The 20307-nt window shown below is 38.7% G+C and carries 18 protein-coding genes and 5 pseudogenes; 16 read left to right on the top strand and 7 right to left on the bottom strand.

All coding sequences use genetic code 11. The features are described 5' to 3' along the window. Positions 1–17: 17 nt before the first annotated feature. Both ACZ1G6_RS08640 and ligA read left to right on the top strand, forming a co-directional pair. Entirely contained in the window at positions 18–203 is a 186-nt protein-coding gene (locus tag ACZ1G6_RS08640; protein WP_472618901.1) for a cell division protein ZipA C-terminal FtsZ-binding domain-containing protein, read from the top strand. 28 nt (positions 204–231) lie between these two features. Beyond that, positions 232–2256 (top strand): NAD-dependent DNA ligase LigA, encoded by a 2025-nt coding sequence (gene ligA / locus ACZ1G6_RS08635; RefSeq protein WP_472618900.1) that lies wholly within the window; start codon positions 232–234, stop codon positions 2254–2256. Between the two features lie 5 nt (positions 2257–2261). Here the strand turns inward: ligA and ACZ1G6_RS08630 are convergent, their stop codons facing one another. Then, entirely contained in the window at positions 2262–2783 is a 522-nt protein-coding gene (locus ACZ1G6_RS08630; RefSeq protein WP_472618899.1) for a DUF2062 domain-containing protein, read from the bottom strand. A gap of 22 nt (positions 2784–2805) precedes the next feature. Here ACZ1G6_RS08630 and ACZ1G6_RS08625 point away from each other — a divergent pair, with 22 nt between their 5' ends. From ACZ1G6_RS08625 to kdsB, 6 genes and pseudogenes are all read left to right on the top strand, one after another. Then, a complete protein-coding gene (locus tag ACZ1G6_RS08625; protein WP_472618898.1) occupies positions 2806–4827 on the top strand; it encodes a DNA internalization-related competence protein ComEC/Rec2 in 2022 nt (673 codons plus the stop codon). Beyond that, positions 4808–5170, top strand: coding sequence for a ComEC/Rec2 family competence protein (locus tag ACZ1G6_RS08620; RefSeq protein ID WP_472618897.1), 363 nt, complete (start codon positions 4808–4810; stop codon positions 5168–5170). Before ACZ1G6_RS08625 ends, ACZ1G6_RS08620 begins: the two co-directional genes overlap by 20 nt. A 74-nt stretch (positions 5171–5244) precedes the next feature. After that, a pseudogene (msbA, locus tag ACZ1G6_RS08615) lies at positions 5245–7004 on the top strand (lipid A export permease/ATP-binding protein MsbA). A gap of 6 nt (positions 7005–7010) precedes the next feature. Next, positions 7011–8087, top strand: coding sequence for a tetraacyldisaccharide 4'-kinase (gene lpxK, locus ACZ1G6_RS08610; protein ID WP_472618896.1), 1077 nt, complete (start codon positions 7011–7013; stop codon positions 8085–8087). Beyond that, a complete protein-coding gene (locus ACZ1G6_RS08605; RefSeq protein ID WP_472618895.1) occupies positions 8077–8283 on the top strand; it encodes a Trm112 family protein in 207 nt (68 codons plus the stop codon). Before lpxK ends, ACZ1G6_RS08605 begins: the two co-directional genes overlap by 11 nt. Positions 8284–8297: 14 nt before the next feature. Further along, positions 8298–9042, top strand: a pseudogene (gene kdsB / locus ACZ1G6_RS08600) (3-deoxy-manno-octulosonate cytidylyltransferase). A 13-nt stretch (positions 9043–9055) separates the two neighbouring features. On the opposite strand, the pseudogene rimO reads toward kdsB, so the two are convergent. Then, positions 9056–10508 (bottom strand): annotated as a pseudogene (rimO, locus tag ACZ1G6_RS08595) (30S ribosomal protein S12 methylthiotransferase RimO). Between the two features lie 457 nt (positions 10509–10965). On the opposite strand from rimO, the pseudogene ACZ1G6_RS08590 reads away from it, so the two are divergent. After that, positions 10966–12123: pseudogene (locus ACZ1G6_RS08590) on the top strand (IS3 family transposase). A 29-nt stretch (positions 12124–12152) separates the two neighbouring features. Further along, positions 12153–12323 (top strand): annotated as a pseudogene (locus tag ACZ1G6_RS08585) (JAB domain-containing protein); the annotation flags it as partial. A 14-nt stretch (positions 12324–12337) separates the two neighbouring features. On the opposite strand, the gene ACZ1G6_RS08580 reads toward ACZ1G6_RS08585, so the two are convergent. Genes ACZ1G6_RS08580 through ACZ1G6_RS08570 form a run of 3 tightly spaced genes read right to left on the bottom strand, consistent with a single transcriptional unit; the run spans position 12338 to position 14569 of the window. Continuing rightward, positions 12338–13042 carry a hypothetical protein gene (locus ACZ1G6_RS08580; protein WP_472618894.1) on the bottom strand — a complete coding sequence of 235 codons (705 nt, stop codon included), beginning with the start codon at positions 13040–13042 and terminating at the stop codon, positions 12338–12340. 2 nt (positions 13043–13044) lie between these two features. Next, positions 13045–13812, bottom strand: a complete 768-nt coding sequence (locus ACZ1G6_RS08575; RefSeq protein ID WP_472618893.1) for a hypothetical protein — start codon at positions 13810–13812, stop codon at positions 13045–13047. Between the two features lie 31 nt (positions 13813–13843). After that, positions 13844–14569, bottom strand: coding sequence for an NYN domain-containing protein (locus tag ACZ1G6_RS08570; RefSeq protein WP_472618892.1), 726 nt, complete (start codon positions 14567–14569; stop codon positions 13844–13846). Positions 14570–15097: 528 nt separating this feature from the next. Here ACZ1G6_RS08570 and proB point away from each other — a divergent pair. From proB to ACZ1G6_RS08540, 6 genes are all read left to right on the top strand, one after another. After that, a complete protein-coding gene (proB, locus tag ACZ1G6_RS08565) occupies positions 15098–16201 on the top strand; it encodes a glutamate 5-kinase (RefSeq protein ID WP_472618891.1) in 1104 nt (367 codons plus the stop codon). An 8-nt stretch (positions 16202–16209) separates the two neighbouring features. Continuing rightward, positions 16210–17451 carry a glutamate-5-semialdehyde dehydrogenase gene (locus ACZ1G6_RS08560; RefSeq protein ID WP_472618956.1) on the top strand — a complete coding sequence of 414 codons (1242 nt, stop codon included), beginning with the start codon at positions 16210–16212 and terminating at the stop codon, positions 17449–17451. 103 nt (positions 17452–17554) lie between these two features. Further along, positions 17555–17764 (top strand): hypothetical protein, encoded by a 210-nt coding sequence (locus ACZ1G6_RS08555; RefSeq protein ID WP_472618890.1) that lies wholly within the window; start codon positions 17555–17557, stop codon positions 17762–17764. After that, positions 17761–18315 (top strand): hypothetical protein, encoded by a 555-nt coding sequence (locus tag ACZ1G6_RS08550; RefSeq protein ID WP_472618889.1) that lies wholly within the window; start codon positions 17761–17763, stop codon positions 18313–18315. Before ACZ1G6_RS08555 ends, ACZ1G6_RS08550 begins: the two co-directional genes overlap by 4 nt. After that, positions 18290–18463, top strand: coding sequence for a hypothetical protein (locus ACZ1G6_RS08545; protein ID WP_472618888.1), 174 nt, complete (start codon positions 18290–18292; stop codon positions 18461–18463). The genes ACZ1G6_RS08550 and ACZ1G6_RS08545 overlap by 26 nt, the downstream gene beginning before the upstream one ends. 32 nt (positions 18464–18495) lie before the next feature. Beyond that, positions 18496–18960, top strand: a complete 465-nt coding sequence (locus ACZ1G6_RS08540) for a DUF2919 family protein (RefSeq protein WP_472618887.1) — start codon at positions 18496–18498, stop codon at positions 18958–18960. A 13-nt stretch (positions 18961–18973) separates the two neighbouring features. Here the strand turns inward: ACZ1G6_RS08540 and ACZ1G6_RS08535 are convergent, their stop codons facing one another. Further along, positions 18974–19381: a hypothetical protein gene (locus ACZ1G6_RS08535; RefSeq protein ID WP_472618886.1), complete on the bottom strand. Its 408-nt coding sequence runs from the start codon at positions 19379–19381 to the stop codon at positions 18974–18976. Beyond that, complete coding sequence (locus ACZ1G6_RS08530; protein ID WP_472618885.1) at positions 19374–20306, bottom strand: LysR family transcriptional regulator; 933 nt, start codon at positions 20304–20306, stop codon at positions 19374–19376. Before ACZ1G6_RS08530 ends, ACZ1G6_RS08535 begins: the two co-directional genes overlap by 8 nt. Position 20307: the final 1 nt, after the last annotated feature.

Here is a 20307-nt window from a genome sequence, read left to right as displayed (position 1 = left end):
AAGGACTATCTTTGTTTATGATGTTGCCCATTGAGGGAGACCCACAACAAGTTTTTAATATGATGCACAATGCGGCCAGAAAATTGAGTGAAGAATTTAACTGTAAGATTTTAGACGGTAACCGAGTTCCTATTAGTAAGCAAAGCCTTCAACAATATGTTGAAAGAATTAGAGAATTTGAACGTAAAAGAATAAACAGATAAGTCCTTAAGTTATCCTATAGTTGTTAAAATGAATAAAGACGAAGCTAAATCACGCATTGCTAGTATTTCTGACATACTAGAAACCTATAATTATCAATATTACGTCCTAGACGACCCCAGTGTTCCAGACATCGAATATGATCGTTTGATGAGAGAGCTGATTGATTTAGAGCGTTCTTACCCCGATTTACAGTCAATGCAATCGCCTAGTCAAAAAGTAGGCGGTAAAGCGCTTACTAAATTTGAACAGGTCACTCATGAAATCTCAATGTTATCTTTAGACAACGGGTTTGAAGATGAGGATCTGGCCTTATTTGAAAAACGAATAAAAGATCGCTTAAATACCAATAATGATGTTGTTTTTGCATGTGAACCCAAACTTGATGGCCTAGCGGTATCAATTCTTTATGAAAATGGCATGTTAGTGCAAGCTGCGACACGGGGCGATGGAAGTATTGGGGAAAATATCACTCAAAATGTGAAAACCATTGCCAATGTGCCGTTAAAACTGCGTGGTACAGATATTCCAAAACGTCTAGAGGTCAGAGGCGAAGTATTCATGCCAAAGTCAGGGTTTGATGCACTCAATCAACAACAAAAAGCCAAAAATGCGAAGATCTTTGCTAACCCCAGAAATGCTGCAGCCGGAAGTCTACGACAACTCAACCCCCAAATTACCGCATCAAGACCATTGAGGCTTTATGCATACTCTGTTGGTATTTTGGAAGGTGGAGCAATTAGTGAGTTAACTACTCATAGTGAGCGTTTATTTGCGCTTGGTGAATTAGGTCTGCCTTTGTGCAAGGAATCCCAAACAGTCACGGGTGCCGATGAGTGTCTTAAATATTTTAATAAAATTGGTGAAATACGTGATGAATTGTCGTACGACATTGATGGTGTAGTATTTAAAGTTGATGAGCTGTCTCTTCAATCCAGGTTAGGGTTTGTTTCTAAAGCACCTAGATGGGCAATGGCGCAAAAGTTTCCAGCCCAAGAAGAAATGACTCGATTGATTGATGTTGAATTTCAAGTCGGTAGAACAGGCGCCATTACACCTGTTGCCAGATTAGAACCGGTCTTTGTCGGAGGCGTCACAGTATCAAATGCAACGCTACATAATCAAGACGAGGTTGCAAGGCTTGGTGTGAAAGTGGGTGATACGGTTATTATTAGAAGAGCAGGGGACGTCATCCCCCAAGTTGTGTCTGTCGTGATTGATAAACGCCCCGTTAGCGCTGGTGAAATCGTGTTTCCTGCGCAATGTCCTGTGTGTGAATCACATGTAGAGAGAATGGATAACGAAGCTGTCATGAGATGTACAGGCGGTTTAGTTTGCGGCGCACAGCGCAAAGAAGCAATTAAACACTTTGCATCACGCAAGGCCTTTGATATTGAAGGCTTAGGTGACAAAATTGTAGAGCAGCTAGTTTCAGAGGATTTAATCAACAACCCTGCCGATATATTCTCATTGGAATTACCGAACTTGCTATCTTTGGAACGTTTTGCGGAGAAGTCTGCTGTAAACTTGTTGCGGGCAATTGAACAAAGTAAACACACAACGCTAGCAAAATTTTTATATTCACTTGGAATACGAGAAGTAGGTGAGTCTACCGCCAGAAACTTAGCATTACACTACATGGAACTAGATGCCATAGCTCAAGCTGATATTGAAAGTTTGCAAGAAGTGCAAGATGTTGGCTTAATCGTAGCAAATCATATTTTTGAGTTTTTTAAAGAGACGAAAAACATCGAAATTATTCAAAAATTGATAGATGCAGGAGTATCATGGCCAGTAATTGAGGCGCCTTCGGCAGATTCACAGCCATTAGCGGGCAAAACAATTGTACTAACTGGAACCCTCAATCAAATGGGGCGTGCTGAAGCTAAAGCAAAGTTACAAGAACTTGGCGCTAAGGTGTCTGGCAGTATATCGGCTAAAACTGATTTATTGATTGCGGGCGAGAAAGCGGGCTCAAAATTAGCAAAAGCTGAGAGTTTAGGAGTGGAAACCTGGGACGAACAGGCATTTATCAATTTTCTTGAAACGCAATAATCGATTTAGATTCTTCGCTTTTTGTCTCTTCGTTCTTGCCAAGCTTTTACTACTGACCATCGCCAGACCCAGTCGAGCCCAAAATAACCGATACAACCTGAAATAATAGAGCAGATTGCACAGCCTAATATGAATGCCGGTCCAATTGTTGAAATCGATTCGAATAACCAAGCCCAACTAAGTTCAAATTCAAAGCTCGACATTTCAGTCCCAAGTACAGTACTACCTACCAAATATGCAGTATAAAATATCGGAGGCATGGTCAGAGGATTCGTAATCCAAACTGTAGCGATTGAAAGTGGAAGGTTTACTCTGGCAGGAATAGCCACCGCAGCAGAAAGCACCATTTGAAATGGTACAGGCCAAAAGGCGAAAAATAGACCAATTCCAAAAGCGCCTTTGGCTGAACGACGATTTAAATGCCATAAGTTAGGATCATGCAAGAGACTGCCAAACAGCTTCAAAGACTTGTGCGTCTTAACTGTGTTGTGGTCAGGCAAAAACCGACGGATAAACTTCTTAGGCATGATTAGCTCATATGGTTAAATTTTGATTCGACTCAATAAAACAGCATGTATTGTGTTTGTCATAACCTTACTCAGTGCGGCATTATGGCCTAATCTGCCTCAAATAGCACTGCTAACATGCGTACTTTTAGTCTTAATTCTTACATTTATTTTCAAATTATCACTAGTTTACAGCGCTTTTTGCATAGGCATTTTATGGTCGACTATCAATGGGTACTATTATTTATACGCTCAAATACCTTATCAAGTTTATGGCCAGCCTGTTCTGCTGCAAGGGGAGATTGATAGCGTACACAATTCTTCAGAAGTACTAAGCCAACAAAATATTAGAATTAAAGTCAGTAAAATAGGAAAAAAGCCATTATTAATTAGGCCCTTAGTATCGCTTTCTTGGTTTAACGACAAGCTTAAGTTGCAACAAGGTGAAAAATGGCAAATATTAGTGAAATTAAAAGCCCCCAATAGTTTGGCGAATCCGAATGGCTTTAATTTACAAGCTTACTTGTTAAGTCAAAATATAGCGGCTAGTGCAATTGTAATTGCAAGCCCAAGTAACAAAAGACTGGCTCAAAATATTTCTATACGCCAGCAACTATTGAATCAACTACACACTTATCACAGCACATTAAATCTTGAGTATTTAGCTTGGATTCAAGCTTTGGCTTTAGGAGACAAAAGCTATCTAACTAAGGATGATTGGACAATTGTTCAATCTACAGGCACCGCGCACTTATTTGTAGTGTCAGGGATGCACTTGGCAATCGTCTTTCTATTTAGTTTAAATGTTATTCGTGTTTTGTTTAGGATAGTTCCTATCAAAGGATTAAAACAAATAAACCTACAGGTATTTATATATTTTATCTCTTGTATATTCTGTGGGTTTTATGCGCTCAACGCGGGGATGGAATTACCGGTCAAAAGGGCTTTGCTGGCCGTGTCTATAGCATCACTGATTATTAGCGTTAAGCGAAACTGGCAAATTAGTCAGATGTTTTTGTTTATCGTTTTGGTGTATTTGTGTTGGCACCCTTTTGCCATGTTAGGCGCTAGCTTTTGGCTAAGTTTTAGTGCAGTGACTATGTTGTGCTTAATGTCATGGCAAACATACTCTAACAAGCGAATCATAGAGGCGAGTTCTAGTGCAGGTAAGTTATGTCAGTATTTATCAAGTAAAATTATCGACATAACAAAGATCCAACTTTGGATATGGATTTGTATGTTACCGATTATCCTCTATGTTTTTAATACGCTTGCGTTAAGTGCTTTGCTTGCTAATGTAATTGCGATTCCTTTTATTACCCTATTAGTGCTCCCACTAAGTTTATTGTTAGTGATGAGTATGGTGTTAACAAGCACTTTGCATATGGGGGATGGCGTTGTTGCTTTTCTATTATTAACAATCGATTTTTTAATGGCTTGTTTAATTACATTTTTACGCAAATTACAGGTGATATTCAGCGAAGTTACTTCATATAATATCGAAATTAGCACAGGGCAGTTTGTCTGTTTGATGATAATAAGTCTTTTATTTTTATTACCTAGCTGGAAACAAAAATATCTTATTTGTGGGCTGTGGTTAATGCTAGTTATCTGTATATTTGTTGATGCAGCTAACAACTTACGAAAAGACAGAGCATGGTATGTCGAGTTTGTTGATGTAGGGCAAGGAACGGCTGTGCTAATACATAAAAACAAACACGCAATTATATATGATACTGGTGCAAGCTATCCTAATGGTTTTGCAATAGCTCAATCCAGCCTTATCCCATTATTAGCGACTTTAGGTATTGATAAAATCGATTATTTGTTTATTAGTCATAACGATAATGACCATGCGGGAGGATATGAAGTACTTAATAAAAAACTAGAAATTGACCAAGTAGTCAGGCCAAGTTCAAAATGTAAAGGTGGTTATCAATTTAAATGGCAGGGGCTTGACGTTTCCTCACTATGGCCAGATGCTATTAAAAGTGGCAATGAAAATAATCATAGCTGCGTGATCAAAATTAAAAATGAACATCATAGTGTGTTGCTACCTTGGTGATATTGAATATGAGGCGGAATCAGTATTAGTTAGAAAATACAAACATAATAAAAAATTACGAAGTACGGTATTGCTTGCGCCACACCATGGCAGTAAAACCTCGTCTTCCAATGCTTTCTTAGAAGCAGTTGAGCCACAATATGTTGTTTTTAGCACAGGAAATAATAATCGTTTTAATCACCCTTCATCGATAGTAGAAAAACGGTACGCTCAGATGAATGTAAAGGCGTTTAATACTGCAAAAGATGGTAGAGTATTGTTTCGATTTGAAGATGAGCATATTTTTACTTCACGTTATCGAAAAGACGAAAACAAGCGATGGTATTTTGAGGCGCCTGATTAAAAATTAACTCAAGTTAGCCTTGTACCTTAAAAACACGCTAGAATACACATTAACATGATCAAATTTAAGTTTAGATGACTACGATAGTAAATACACAAGCTCCATCTGGAAAAGTCGTTAAGCGATTTTTACGCTATATCAAGCCCTTCAAGATGCTTTTCTTGGTATCTGTATTAGGGATGATAGGGTATGCATTAGTCGATACATTTGTTTTATCTCAAATAGAGCCTTTGATAGACGATAGTCTTGCAACGGGTAAATATGATTACCTGCGTTTTGCGTCTTACTTTATTGTGCCGCTGTTCATTCTGCGAGGCATCTTTAATTTTATGGGCACCTACACCCTAGAGTACATTGGCACAAAAGTAGTGATGAAGATGCGACAAGAGTTGTTTGAAAAATTTATCCATTTGCCCGTCGAATTTCACGATCACAACTCATCCGGTATGCTTATTTCAAAAATCATTTATGACACAGAACAAGTCCGTGCAGCAGCTGGTAAGGCGCTTTTAACGCTAGTGCGAGATGGTATGTTTGTGATTGGTTTGTTAATTGTTATGTTTTTGGCTTCTTGGAAATTATCCCTCATATTTTTATTGATTGGTCCAGTTGTGGGAATCATTGTTACCTTTGTCAGTAAACGTTTTCGTAAAGTAAGTAAAGCCATACAAACGGCTATGGGTACGCTTACTACAAGTGTTGAGCAAGCTGTAAAAGGACACAAAGTCGTATTAATGCACGATGGTCAAAAACTAGAATCTGACAAATTTGAGACGCGTAACAACCAGAATCGCCAGCAGCATATGAAGTTGGTAACGACACAAATTTTAAGTGTATCGACAGTGCAAATAATAGCGTCAGTGGCACTTGCTTCAGTTTTGTTTGCGTCTAGTTTACCAACCATGGTCGAAGAGTTGACCGCTGGGATTTTCATCAAAGTCGTTTTCTGTATGGTTGTATTATTAAAACCAATAAAAGCACTTACTACGGTGAATACCGAATTTCAAAAGGGTATGGCGGCCTGCGCAAGTGTGTTTGAAGTGCTTGATAATTTAAATGAAGTTGACGAAGGTAAGCAAGAAATTGGACGAGCAAATGGTAAAATTGCAATAGAGGCGCTGACATTTACCTATCCTTCTAAACAAGAGCCCGCTTTAGATAATATCAATTTACTTGTCGAACCATGAGCCAAATGATTGCCTTAGTTGGACGTTCGGGCAGTGGAAAATCAACCTTATCAAACTTATTGACACGTTTTTACGCTCCGCAATCTGGCCGCATATTGCTTGATGATATAGATACCACTGAGTTGACTCTGCGAAGTTTACGAAGACAGTTTGCTTTAGTTTCTCAGCAAGTAGTTTTATTTAATGACACTATTGCTAACAACATCGCTTATGGCAAAGAAGGCGAAGTGTCGCGTGATGAGATTATTAGAGCGGCAGACATTGCTCATGTAACAGAGTTTGTTAATCAGCAAGAAAGTGGCTTTGATACCTTGGTGGGTGAAAATGGCCTGATGCTGTCGGGAGGACAGCGTCAACGGATTGCAATCGCCCGAGCCATATTAGCTGATGCGCCAGTGCTCATTTTAGATGAAGCGACATCCGCCCTAGATACCGAGTCAGAAAAGTTTATTCAACAAGCTTTGGAAGAGCTACAAAAAACACGTACCAGTATTGTTGTTGCACATCGCTTATCGACGATTGAAAATGCGGATCTTATTGTAGTCATTGATCAAGGTAAAATTTTAGAGACAGGCGATCATAAAACACTGCTAGCTAAAGGTGGTATGTATTCGCAATTGCATGCCATGCAATTTACGTCGCCATAGGTCATTATGCGTTTACAACAAGCTTGGTATTCTAATTCAAAATGGATATGGTGTTTATTGCCATTATCTTGGGTTTTTGGCATGTTAAGTGCGCTTAGACGAAGCTTATATCGTGCCGGTATTTTATCCTCTTATACAAGCACCTTACCCGTTATTATCGTTGGTAATATAAGCGTAGGAGGCAATGGTAAAACGCCATTAGTCATTGCGCTTGTTGAACATTTGAATCAACAAGGTTATCGACCTGCCGTGCTCTCTAGAGGTTATGGTGGTGACAATACAGAATTTCCTCATCACTTAAATGAACGCAGCACAGCGCAAAGCGTTGGCGATGAACCAAGTTTGATTTACAAACGACTAGGGTGCATCACTGTGATTGATCCTAGTCGAACTCGCGGGGCACAATATATAGAGCAATACACGGATGCAGATATCATTATTTGTGATGATGGTATGCAACACTATGCTCTACATAGAAACATAGAGTGTTGTGTGATGGATAAGCGTTTGTGTGGTAATGGATTTTTATTGCCAGCAGGTCCTTTGCGTGAAAAACCAAAGCGACTTAGTAAGTTAGATTTTGTTGTGTTCAATCAAGGTGCCAAAGGCCTATTTAATAGAGACAAAACTCTTGTTAACGTGATAGATGAGAAAAGCGCATATAATATGGCACTTGAACCCGCAAGGTGGATAAATATAAAGACATCGGAATCAACATCAATAGAGGAGTTTAGAGATAAACTTAGCCTTGAAAAAAAATCTAATACAAAGCTGACAATTAAGGCATTAGCTGGTATCGGTGATCCAAGTCGATTTTTTTCAAGCCTTGAACAAATGAAAATCGATGTAGATGAAAGCCTTTCGTTTAACGATCATCATCACTATACTCAAGCGGATATTCCCCACGCTGATTTTGTGCTAATGACGGAAAAGGACGCAGTAAAATGTGCAGATATCGTTAATGAAGGTGCTTGGTATTTAAAAATAGATGCAAGTTTATCAATAGAGTTTTGGCGCACACTTGATGAACGACTTGACCAATTAAAGATAGAAAAAAATAGGAAGAAGCCTGATGGCCTTTGATAAAAAATTACTTGATATAGTGGCTTGCCCATGTTGCAAGGGGCCTTTAGTCTTGCATACTACAGACAATGGTGAACAAGAGCTCATATGCCGATTTGATAAATTAGCATTTGCTATCAAAGATAACATACCAGTCTTATTAGAAAGTGAAGCGCGTAGTTTAGGGTTTGAAGAGTTAGAAGCAATAAAACGATAGAGTAAGGTATTCGAATGTCATTCACAGTGGTTATCCCCGCACGATATGGTTCAACTCGCTTCCCTGGTAAGCCTTTGGCCGATATTCATGGTAAACCCATGATCCAGCATGTTCACGAACGAGCTTTGGAGGCTGGCGCTGAACAGGTCATTATTGCAACTGATGATGAGCGAATAAGTAAGGTTGCTGAATCATTTAATGCACAGGTTGTTATTACTAGTAGCCATCATGAATCGGGTACTCAACGTATTCTCAGAGGTAATTGAAAAAGCTTCCATTCCAAGTAATGAAATAATTGTAAATGTACAAGGTGACGAACCTTTTATACCTGCTGATAACATCAAACAGGTTGCTACTAACCTTAAAAATGCTAGTGACATGCAAATGGCAACGCTTTGTTATCCAATCTTGCACAAAGAAGAGTTAGATAATAAAAACATAGTGAAAGTAGTTTTTGCTAAAAATGGTAAAGCGCTCTATTTTTCTAGATCGCCCATCCCATTTGATAGAACTTGGGTTCACAATACGCAAAAAATGCAAAAAGATGCTTACTTTAGGCATATTGGTATTTATGCATATACTGCTCAGTTTATTAATACTTATTTATCATTAAGTCCAAGTGCCTATGAATCTATAGAGTCTTTAGAGCAGTTACGGGTGCTGTATCATGGTTACGATATACATGTTCAGCAAGCGGTAAAAGCACCACCTCATGGCGTAGACACACCTGAGGATTTAGCACAATTTACTAACACATAGTATTATTTTAGGCTTAGTCGTCTTGTTCTTCGCTGGGAGTTGCCCATAAATCGTGTTCGTCGGCATGGATAATTTCTACCCATAAGCGTTGACTAAGGTTCAAGGTCATGAACATCGTTAATATGAATTAAACCATCTATCTCAGGCGCTTCTGCAAAACTCCTAGCAACGGCTCCTTCACTGCTTACTTCGTCAACAACAACAAAATACTCTTTGCCAATTCTATTTTGAAGACGTTGCGCACTTATTTGAGATTGCACATCCATAAATCGTTTTAAACGAGACTCTTTTACTTCTTCGCTGATATGTCCATCTAATTGATTTGCCGTCGCGCCTTCAACTGGTGAATATTTAAAACACCCTACACGGTCTAGCTGTGCTTCATGCAGAAACTCAAGAAGCTCTTCAAATTCTTCTTCAGTCTCACCTGGAAAACCCACTATAAACGTTGAACGGATAACAAGATCAGGGCATTGTTCTCGCCATTTTTTTATGCGCTCCACTGTGCGCTCGGCACTACCAGGTCGTTTCATTAAACGTAAAATGCGTTTGTTAGCATGCTGAAATGGAATGTCAAGATACGGTAATATGCTACCTTGTGCCATCAAAGGAATCAGTTCATCCACATGGGGGTATGGGTAAACATAATGTAACCTTACCCAAATACCTAACTTACCGAGTTGTTCACACAGTTGTTGCATGTGCGTTTTCACCGGCATTCCTTCCCAGAAATCTGTTTTGTACTTTACGTCAACACCATACGCACTGGTATCTTGCGAAATGACTAATACCTCTTTAACACCAGCTGCTTTAAGCCTATTGGCTTCGCCTAACACATCTCCAACTGGGCGGCTAACAAGGTCGCCACGCATTGACGGAATAATGCAAAAAGTACAACGATGGTTACATCCTTCAGATATCTTGAGATAGGCAAAGTGTCTTGGCGTTAGTTTGATACCATGATCAGGAACCAAATGTAAAAACGGGTTGTGTTTCGGTTTAGGTAAAAATTCATGTACTTGTTCAACTACGCTCTCGTACGCATGAGGACCTGTCACTGCTAGTACATTTGGATGTATTTCTCGTATTTCGTCTTCTTTGATGCCTAAACAACCGGTGACGATTACTTTACCATTTTCAGCAAGGGCCTCGCCTATCGTATCTAACGATTCTTGCACTGCTGAATCAATAAAACCGCATGTGTTTACAATCACCAGATCTGCATTGTCGTAATTAGGCACAACGTCGTAACCTTCAGTGCGTAGCTGTGTCAATATGCGTTCAGAGTCGACTAAATTTTTGGGGCAGCCTAATGAAATAAAACCAATACGTGACCCATTCGAACTTGAAGTGTTATTTACATTTTCACTCATGACTTTGACAGGAATATCTAAAGTGGTGGTTTGGCTTTCGTTTGAATTGCTGCTTTTTTTAGTTATGTTTGGGTCGAATTGTTCTACGGTCATAATGCGCTCTGTGGCTTTAATTGGCTTAAAACCATTAGGTTAAAGCGTCATAAGTGGTGGTTTTAATGCCTATATTGCAAAGTCAATGTCGTTGCTAAGGCTGTAGTTGATTGCGCGGAATTATACAGGAATGTAGGTAAAGGATGAATAGCTAGTTTTAAGATACTATTTAACTTTTATTGTTTAATAAATTGATTAGAATTTGAGTTGATTGTTCTCACATTAAAATAATAAATGGATTTAAGATACTTTGGATATTTTTAATAATAGAGAGATTTCAACAGGATTCTGGCTGCTAGCTCTTGTTGATTGGGTTTTATACAAATCGGATGCAAGCCTTCTAAAAAGCTTTAGACAAGTTGTATCCTCCCTTTTTTGTATTGAAAATCCAAGCAGTATTTTTAAGGACCTAATTTACTAGACACAACTTAGCTTAATACTATGTAAAAACTAAGAGGTGTTTTTTACGAGCGGTCAACGCTATACAGAAGAGTTTAAAATCCAAGCAGTTAATCAGGTTAACCAAGAAGGGCATTCCATTGCTGAGGTAGCTAAACGTTTAGGCTTGAGCTACAAAAGTATGCATGATTGGGCAAAACGATATGCTAAATCGCCTAAGAAAAGAGAATTAGACGACCAACATCATGATGAGATCAAACAGTTAAAAGCTGAATTAAGGCGCGTTACGATGGAACGCGACATCTTATTGGAGGCAACCGTATACTTTGCGGGCGAGTCGAAGAAAAGTACACGTTCATAAAATCACGGCGCAAACATTTTCCAGTTAGGATGATGTGCAAACTCCTGCGAATTAACCGAAGTGGTTTTTATGCATGGCTCAAAGCACCGAAAAGCAAACGCGCAATTGAAGACTCAAGGTTACTAGGAAAGATTAAACAGTTTTGGCTGGAAAGTGGTTGCACATATGGATATCGCAATATCACGATTGACCTGAAGAGCGATGGTGAGCACTGCGGTAAAAATCGAGTGATGAAAATCATGCGTCGAAACAAACTTAAGGCTATTCGCGGTTACAAGGGTCATCCTGGTTTTCGCTCGGGTCATCAACACCTCGCAGCGCCCAATACGCTTAACCGAGAGTTCAAAGTCAGTAAACCTGATCAATCGTGGGTCACAGACTTCACTTTCATTCTAACATATGAAGGTTGGCTATACGTCACGGTAGTCATTAATTTATTTTCTCGTAAAGTAATTGGCTGGACAATGAAAAGTAGTCCTAAAGCAGACTTGGTGATTGACGCGCTATTAATGGCCGTTTGGCAGACGACCTACACATAAAGTGCTTGTACACTCGGGTCAAGGAGTACAATATACATCTTCAGACTGGCGGAGTTTCCTAACTGAACACAATTTAGAGGCCAGTATGAGTAGAAAAAGTAACTGCCACGACAATGCAGTAGCTACAAGCTTCTTCTCATTGCTGAAGAAAGATAGGGTTAAGCGTAAAATCTATAAAAACCGTAATGAAGCACGGGCTGAGATATTTGATTACATCGAATGCTTCTGCAATCCGAAACGAAATCATGGTACTAATGACGGATTGTCGCCTAATGAATACGAACAACGATATTTTAACGAGCTAGAAAGTGTCTAGTAAATTAGGTCTTTACCAATAGCCCTGCTGTTGTTCTTATTCATAATCACCCATCAGGAATCAGTAAACCTAGTATTGCTGACATTAACTTTACTGAGCAAATAGTTAATGCCGCTGAGATACTAAATATCAAAGTACTTGACCATGTCATTATTGGCGAGAGTGAGTTTTATATCATGAAGCAAAAATCACTACTTTAGTGTGTTCTACTCAGCTAGCATTTACTGTTATGTCTTTCATAAATCTTGTTGATAACCGTAGAAACTATCTCAAATGTAATTAGCGGTGTCGGCGATAGCATCGTTGAGCCATGTGCCAAGGAGTTTCTAAGTCCAGCTGTAGTTTTAGTGATTGCGTCCACGTAATCGTAATCAAATTCAACATTTTCGTAGTCAATTTCTTCTTCATTCCATTCATAAGACTCAAGGTTTTCTGATGTCATAATATCGAGGACTTTGCTTTGATATTCTTCTTCTGCTTGTCGTTCTTTACCACGTTGCCAAACACTAAAATCTTTGTTTTTAATTAGGTCATGTTCGACTGCATAAGTCATACACAGCTTTAAGCCCCTAGAAAATTTAGGTGCTTTTCGTGGTAATTGATTGTTCTTATTTTTGCGAAAAACATCAAGTGTTTTTTCACCGATACACTCTCTCAACGCATGCTCTAAAGTGACATACAATTGATGTTTTACTATTGGAAAAAAGCGATATACATAGTATGCATGAAGATATAAGTTTTTAATTGTATCGAATTGAATTCTTATCTTTTCGTCAACATGCTGACCCAACTGATAATCTTTAATATTGTCATGAAATTGCTCAATAGACTGCACGCCCATCATTTCTGTACGTACATCTGGCTGTAACACATTTTCAGGTGTTCGAAACTCTTCTGATGGTAACTTATCTTTATCCACTATTAGTTAGCCCTACTCAATGAGACTAACTTTTTACCTATCCATGTTAGCCTTTTTATCTTTTTAGCCCACTTTCCATTTTTTTGTAGTGATTTTACTGTTGCAATAAACCCGATAAAGTAAACAACTAAAGGCAGTAAATAGACAAACAGTTTTGCAAAGTCTACTTTATTGTCTGTCAATACAGCACCAATAACCCCATCTAAAATAGCGAACTGTAAAATGAATAAAGCAAAGGCTATAAAACTCCCACCTAAAGCTAATTGCATAAGAGATAAAAAGGTATTGTTCGGCTGAATCAACTCATTATCTTCAAGGGCTTTCAAGTGATAACGGTCTTCTTCGGATAATGTTTTTATGGAATTATCTGCAAATGCTACCAACGCCTTAGCCTGCCCAGAAGACGTAGCCTTCACTTTGGTTATTAATATTTCAGATGATTTTTCAGTTGAAGCATTCACTAGTAAGTTTTGCCATAACTGACTAAGCTCCTTATTAGTAGGGTCTACTTTTGAAACGTTATCAACCCATTCAGAAAACAAGTCAAGTTGCTCATACGATATTTGATCTTTACCTGAAGACTTAATCTTGTCATTTACCGAGCTAATATGACTTAATAGGTTCTCATCTTCTATTTGTTTTTTCTTACTTTCAACTTTAGCTTTAACAGCTTCTTTTAGTTCTTCTGCTAAGTAGTCAGTAGTCGGCTTTAGAAATGAAGTTATTGTTGGAAATATAGTAATTTCTTTAGTGTCCTTGCTTTCTGGCATCATTATCCCTTAAGTCTGTTTGTATATTTAATTACTTCTTGTCGACACTTGCTTTAGTTATTAACTTAACTTCTAAGCCGTTACCTTTGGCAGCTCTTGTTTTGTACCTATCTGAATGCCTATCGAAAAAGTCAGAAAGTTTTTTTAGTCCGTAATTTCTTGTATCAAAATCAGATTTAATACGTTTAAGGTATTTGCCAATTTCACCTAATTTAGCCCACCCTGAATCATCACGGTATTGTTGCCAAGCTTGATGCATTAATTGCCAAAGTTCGCGTTCTACTATTTGCGACTGCGTAAATTCCACTTCTGGTTCGTCATCAGATTTTCCAAGATTTTCAATAGCGACAAAGTCGTCACAAGCATTCTTAAATGATATGGGTGTTGTTGTTTTACCTACTCCGATTACTTGTAATTCCGACTCTCTTAACCTAGTTGCAAGACTTGTAAAATCACTGTCACTTGATACTAACGCAAACGCATCAAACCTATCTTTATATAGCAAGTCCATAGCATCAATAATCATTATTGAGTCTGTAGAGTTTTTACCTGTTGTATATGCAAACTGCTGTCTTGGTTGAATAGCCAATTCATTTAATGGATTCTTCCAGTTTTTAAGACAGTCACTTGAAAAATCGCCGTAGGCACGCTTTACGACAATTTGACCAAAGCCAGATAGTTCTTCAATAATTAGCGGAAGTTTAGAGTGCGGCGTGTTATCTGAATCAATTAACACAGCTATTTTTTTATTTTCCATAAGTTACTTCTTTGTCCTTAATTATAAAACCAGTTTAGTTTTTATTTGTATGGATTAGAAGAGCTTAACGAAAGAATTGTTGATATAAAATATGAGTTGTAGAAGTAATTTTAGGAGCTAAGTTTTTGACGCTTCGCACTACAAAGCACCGCTAAGCGCACTTTCGGCAGCCTAATGAAATAAAACCAATACGTGACCCATTCGAACTTGAAGTGTTATTTACATTTTCACTCATGACTTTGACAGGAATATCTAAAGTGGTGGTTTGATTAGGTGTAAACTGCTTTACAGTCATTATAAGATGGCCCAATAATATAGTGATACAAGATGTTTATGGCGCGCAGTATAGCGCAAGAGCGTTAACAAATCATTAGACACTTAAACACAAAGTGTCATGCTTTTTCGTTTTTTTAAATGGACTATAGGTACGGATTTCTTTCCATTTTTACTAGACTAAAGTTTAGTAATTTTGAAAGAAAAACTCAATTTTGATATACTACACGCTACATTAATCCACAATGAGGCTTTATGTCTTTTAGAGACAATCACAGAATAGTAGTTAAAGTAGGTAGTGCGCTTATCGCGCCAAACAACAATGGTTGCAGTTCTCATAACCTTCTAGCCATTGCTCAATTTATTGTAAAATGTCGCCAACAAGGCAAGCAAATTGTACTGGTTTCTTCAGGGTCGGTCGCTGCTGGACGCAAATGGTTTGATAGTAATACCATGACACCCGCGTTGAAAAAAGCGATGGCAGCAACCGGACAAACCGCCATGATGGAGCTTTGGGATAAGCTTTTTGACTTCCCCAGTGCACAGCTTTTGCTGACAAACGATGACTTAAGCCACCGCAAACGCTTTGTCAGTATCAAAGACACTATTGAAGTGTTACTTGCACAAAATGTATTGCCCATCATCAACGAAAACGATACGGTCACGTCAGATTCTCAAAAAGTAGGCGACAATGATAACTTGGCTGCCGTCATCGCTAGTTCTATTGATGCAGATTCACTTGTTTTGTGCACTGATGTTGATGGTTTGTATGACAAAAACCCTCATACAAATCAAGACGCAATGTTGTTAAAAGAAGTTGGTGTGATTTCTCCAGAAATATACGATATGGCTGGCGGTGCTACAAGTTCAGTAGGCACTGGCGGGATGCGCACAAAGATTGAAGCGGCTGAAAAAGCAACAAGTCATGGCATCGATACATACATTATCAATGGTTTTGAAACGAGTAATTTTGATTTGTTCATTACTGGTGAGAATCCGGGCACGCTATTTAATGCTTGTAAAAAACCGATGAAATCCACAGAACATTGGATGAAACATACGGTGAAGGCACGTGGAGAGGTAGTGTTATCTGAACAACAACTGGCAATAAGTGAAATAGAAGAAAAAGTGACGAGTCAAAATTTACTTGAGGTAAATGGTGAGTTTGCAATTGGTGATACCATATTATTACGCAATGATGATGGTAAAAAATTAGCCAAAGCAAAAGCTAAATATAGCAGTTGTTTATTGAGCTATTTAGCCGATGAAAATGTCAGAAAAAGACTCGATAAAGATTCACACTTTTTAACTCGTTCTATTATTTCCCCTGAACACGTTGCCGTATTGGAGAACTCATGAAAGACTCAATGATTGAAGCATTATGTAAAGAAGCTGCATCAGCGGCAAAAGTATTAGTAAGATTATCTGAAGACAAAAAAAACGAAGTGTTAAGTGATATGGCAAGTGCCTTACGAGAAAACGTAAGCGATATATTGTCTTCAAATGAACTTGATATGGCGCAAGCAAGACAAGATAACTTAGCGGATGCAATGCAAGATAGATTATTGCTGACGCAACAAAGAATAGAAGATATGGCGGCGGGCATTGAAGAAATAGTCTCGCTTGAAGACCCCGTTGGTAAAATATCAAATACGCTTACTCGTCCTAACGGCTTATCAATTAGCAAGATGAATATTCCTTTGGGTGTCATTTGTATGATTTATGAAGCACGGCCTAATGTTACTGCTGATGCTTCTGCTTTGTGTTTTAAATCTGGTAATGGCGTGATTTTAAGAGGGGGCAAAGAAGCTCTGCATTCATCTAAAGCGATTGCCAAGGTGCTACATACAGTACTAGAAAAGCATAACATTCCCCCAGCGGTGATTTCTGTTGTACCTGACCCTGACCGTTCTTTAATGCAGGAGTTAATGAACATGAAGGATTACATAGACGTCATTATTCCTCGAGGCGGTGAAGGTTTAATCAACTTTGTTTCTGACAATAGTAAAGTACCGGTAATTCAACACTTTAAAGGTGTTTGTCATTTATATGTAGATGAACATGCAGATTTAGATAAAGCGCTGAAAATACTGGTTAATGGGAAAACCCAGCGAACAGGCGTTTGTAATGCTCTAGAGGGACTCATCGTGCATGATGCGATAAAAGATACATTTTTACCCATGGTAGCTCAGACGCTTGAGACATTTAAGGTAAAGATTAACTGTGAGATCGATAATGCTTCATATTTTAATGCCGCTACTATTATCGAACACGACCAATTCGGTGAAGAGTATCTGGCCTTAGAAATTGCTATAAAATCAGTTGCTTCACTTGAAGAAGCACTAGAGCATATAGACCTTTTTGGAAGTCATCACACAGAAGTCATTTGCACTGAAGACAAAAAACATGCTCAATTGTTTCAACAGTGTGTAGATGCCTCGGTAGTAATGGTGAATGCTTCGTCGCGCTTCTCAGATGGCAGTCAGCTCGGTCTTGGCGCAGAAATAGGAATTGCGACAAGTAAATTACACGCATATGGGCCCATGGGCCTTGAGAGTTTGACTACTGAAAAGTTTTTAGTTGAAGGTGTAGGTCAAGTAAGACCTTAAACTCTCATCACGCTATTGAGCGATAAAAAGGTATTAAGGATGTTGTTAGTTGAGCACTTGTTTACTATGATAAGTGCTCGACAATCCTTTACTAGAGACCACCATGTTCTTAAAAAATAAACAGTCGCTTCCAATCGCTTCATTTGTAGCTGCCTCATTCGCATTTAGCATTCTTTGTTCATTTAACGCGCACGCAGATGATCATATGCCAGCACTTAACGAAGCAGTCCAAGCTAGGGATGCAGAAGATAAAGCTCGAGATATATATCGTCGGCCTGTTGAAACACTGTCATTTTTCCAAGTAAAACCATGAATGAAAGTAGCAGAGGCATTACCTGTAGTGGTGGTTGGTACTCTAAAATTCTTGCCCCGTACTTGGGGGAGACTGGCGCATTGCATGGAATAAACTATAACGATTCAATGTGGCCATTGTTTGGTTTCTTTACCCCTGAACGTATCGAACAAATGTCCGCCCGCACCGCGAAATTTCCAGAATTAGTGGCGACATTTACGGACAACGGTATTGAAAGTGCTGGTTTTACGTTTGAAACGGCTCCACAAGAAGCGTTTGGGACCCTAGATCGTGTCTTATTTGTTCGCGCACTTCACAATCTGAACCGTTTTGAAGATCAAGCTCAAACTCTTACTCAAGCATTGGACGTAGCGTCTTCACTATTGAAGGATGATGGCCTTGTTGGCGTTGTGCAACACAGAGCTCCAGAATCAATGCCCGATGAATGGGCTGACGGCAGCAAGGGCTATTTAAAACAATCCCAAGTGATCGCCGTTTTTGAACAGGCCGGTTTTGAATTAGTATCGAGCAGCGAAATGAATGCTAATGAAAATGACAAACCTGAGTATTGATGATATTGTATGGCGTCTACCGCCAAGTTTTAATGGGGCCGGTGATGATGAGCAAAAACGTGAAGCAATGCGTCAAATTGGCGAGAGTGATCGAATGACCTTATTATTCAAAAAGAAAGTATCGAAGAAAAAGATGCTTAATCTTTAGCGGGATACATTAGCTAGTAGACAGAACTTTCTATGCTTCAATATCCATTAAGTTGTTACGATGAAGGCGGTCGATTAAAGCCGCCTTTTTATTTGTACTTGTTTATTCTGTTTACTTGCCGCAGCCTATTGGTATTAATTGTATCGTTATCCTTTAGGGAAGATAGCGAATTGTTGTTGCGTTTGTTTTACCCTTTACCCTATCATTTTTACATTGGCTTATTGCCTATACTGCCTGCTATATGTGCATTAGGGCTATTAAGTTATCGAAATTCATTATTTTCAAAACAATTTTTACGCTTATTTACTTTGCTCAAGCCATTTGTCGTTATAGCATTGCTAATAGATTTAAGCTCTCAAATCTACATGCTAAATCATATTAAGTTCGTGTTTTCATTATCACATGCAGTATCACTTAGTATCATTGTTTGTGGACTGCTATATGTCTTATCTAGTCGATATGTGTCAACTATGTGCAAAGACTGGCGGACACCTTAGTTATATAGCGTAGCTATTTTTGATTAGCCGCTAATGCAGTGTCAAAATAGGATTTCACTGACATTTCGTTATCATTGACTAAATTTTCATAGCAAATGCCAGCAAATGCATAAGTATGCTCATCGACTTTAAGAAAAATAGTGGGGGCATCTTGTTCACTTTCGTCGTATATCCAATAACCGTCTGCCAGTTTTTTAAATACCTCGCCAATATAAGCGCCATATATATTACAAAGTGTAAAAATTGCTTTATCTTCCAACACTTGTTCTTTAAATGTCTCTTTAAAGGAGCTGAATAAGCGGTCAATCTCTTGAATACTTTCGTGGCTATAGTCTAAATCGACGTTAAACTCTTCTTTACTTACTTCAATAGCATCATTGGCACTATCATTCATTAATCTTTGTAATTCATCATTATTCATATGTGCTGCTCTTATATTCGTTGCTTATGAAGGTAGAGTAATTTGACGATGTTGTAAAATAAGATCGCTCAATAAACGCGTACCTTAGTCCTTTTTGTTCAGGTGCTGGACACACTAAAAAAGCGGTAAGTTGTTTAAATGAACTGCCTTCTACCGCTAAAGATACTAGTCTTTTTTCGTTCAATAAGTTATCTACTTTATGCTTGGGTATCCAGCAAAAACCAATATTTCTATTGAGAATATCTACCGCAGTATCAAATTGGCTTACCGTCCATCGATTTTCTGATTTTAACCAGCCCGTTTTTTCGTTAGGCGTTGTGGCGGAGTCTTTTATCACAATCTGAAGTTGCTGAGCCAAGGCGTTAGGATCAATAGGTTGAACAAGCTTAGTTAATTCATGTTCAGGGTGACACACAAGGACAAATTCAATATGTAATAAGGGTTCTGCAAGATAACCTTTGGGAGTTTCAGATAATATTACTAAATCAGCCGTTTTTTCAGTTACGCATTCAACGCTGCCAGTTAATACCGTATCGATTATACGCAAGCGACTTCCTCGACTTTGCGGCAAAAATGCTTGCAATATAGGTATGAGCGCTTCACGTGGATAAGCCAAATCAACGGCAAGAGTGATTTCAGGTTCCCAATCTTGATTGATATTGACGGCCAACTGCTCTAAGGATTCTACGTTAGATGTAAGGTCTCGTGAACGTCTAAGCATAACCTCGCCAGCAGGCGTTAGTTGAGCCTTACGTCCAATCACTTCTAATAATTGCACGCCCAGCATGCTTTGCAGTTTGGCTACAGCGTGATTCAGACTGGATTGACTTTTATTCATCGCTTGTGCGGCTTGTGCATAACCACCATGGTCAACTACTGCTTGTATGATTCGCCATTGCTCTAGCGTGGTTTTTGGACGGTACAAA

Source organism: Glaciecola sp. HA4-3 (genome assembly GCF_055693685.1).
The sequence above is the reverse complement of the archived record's forward strand: the minus strand, read 5'-3'. Positions and strand labels throughout refer to the sequence as shown.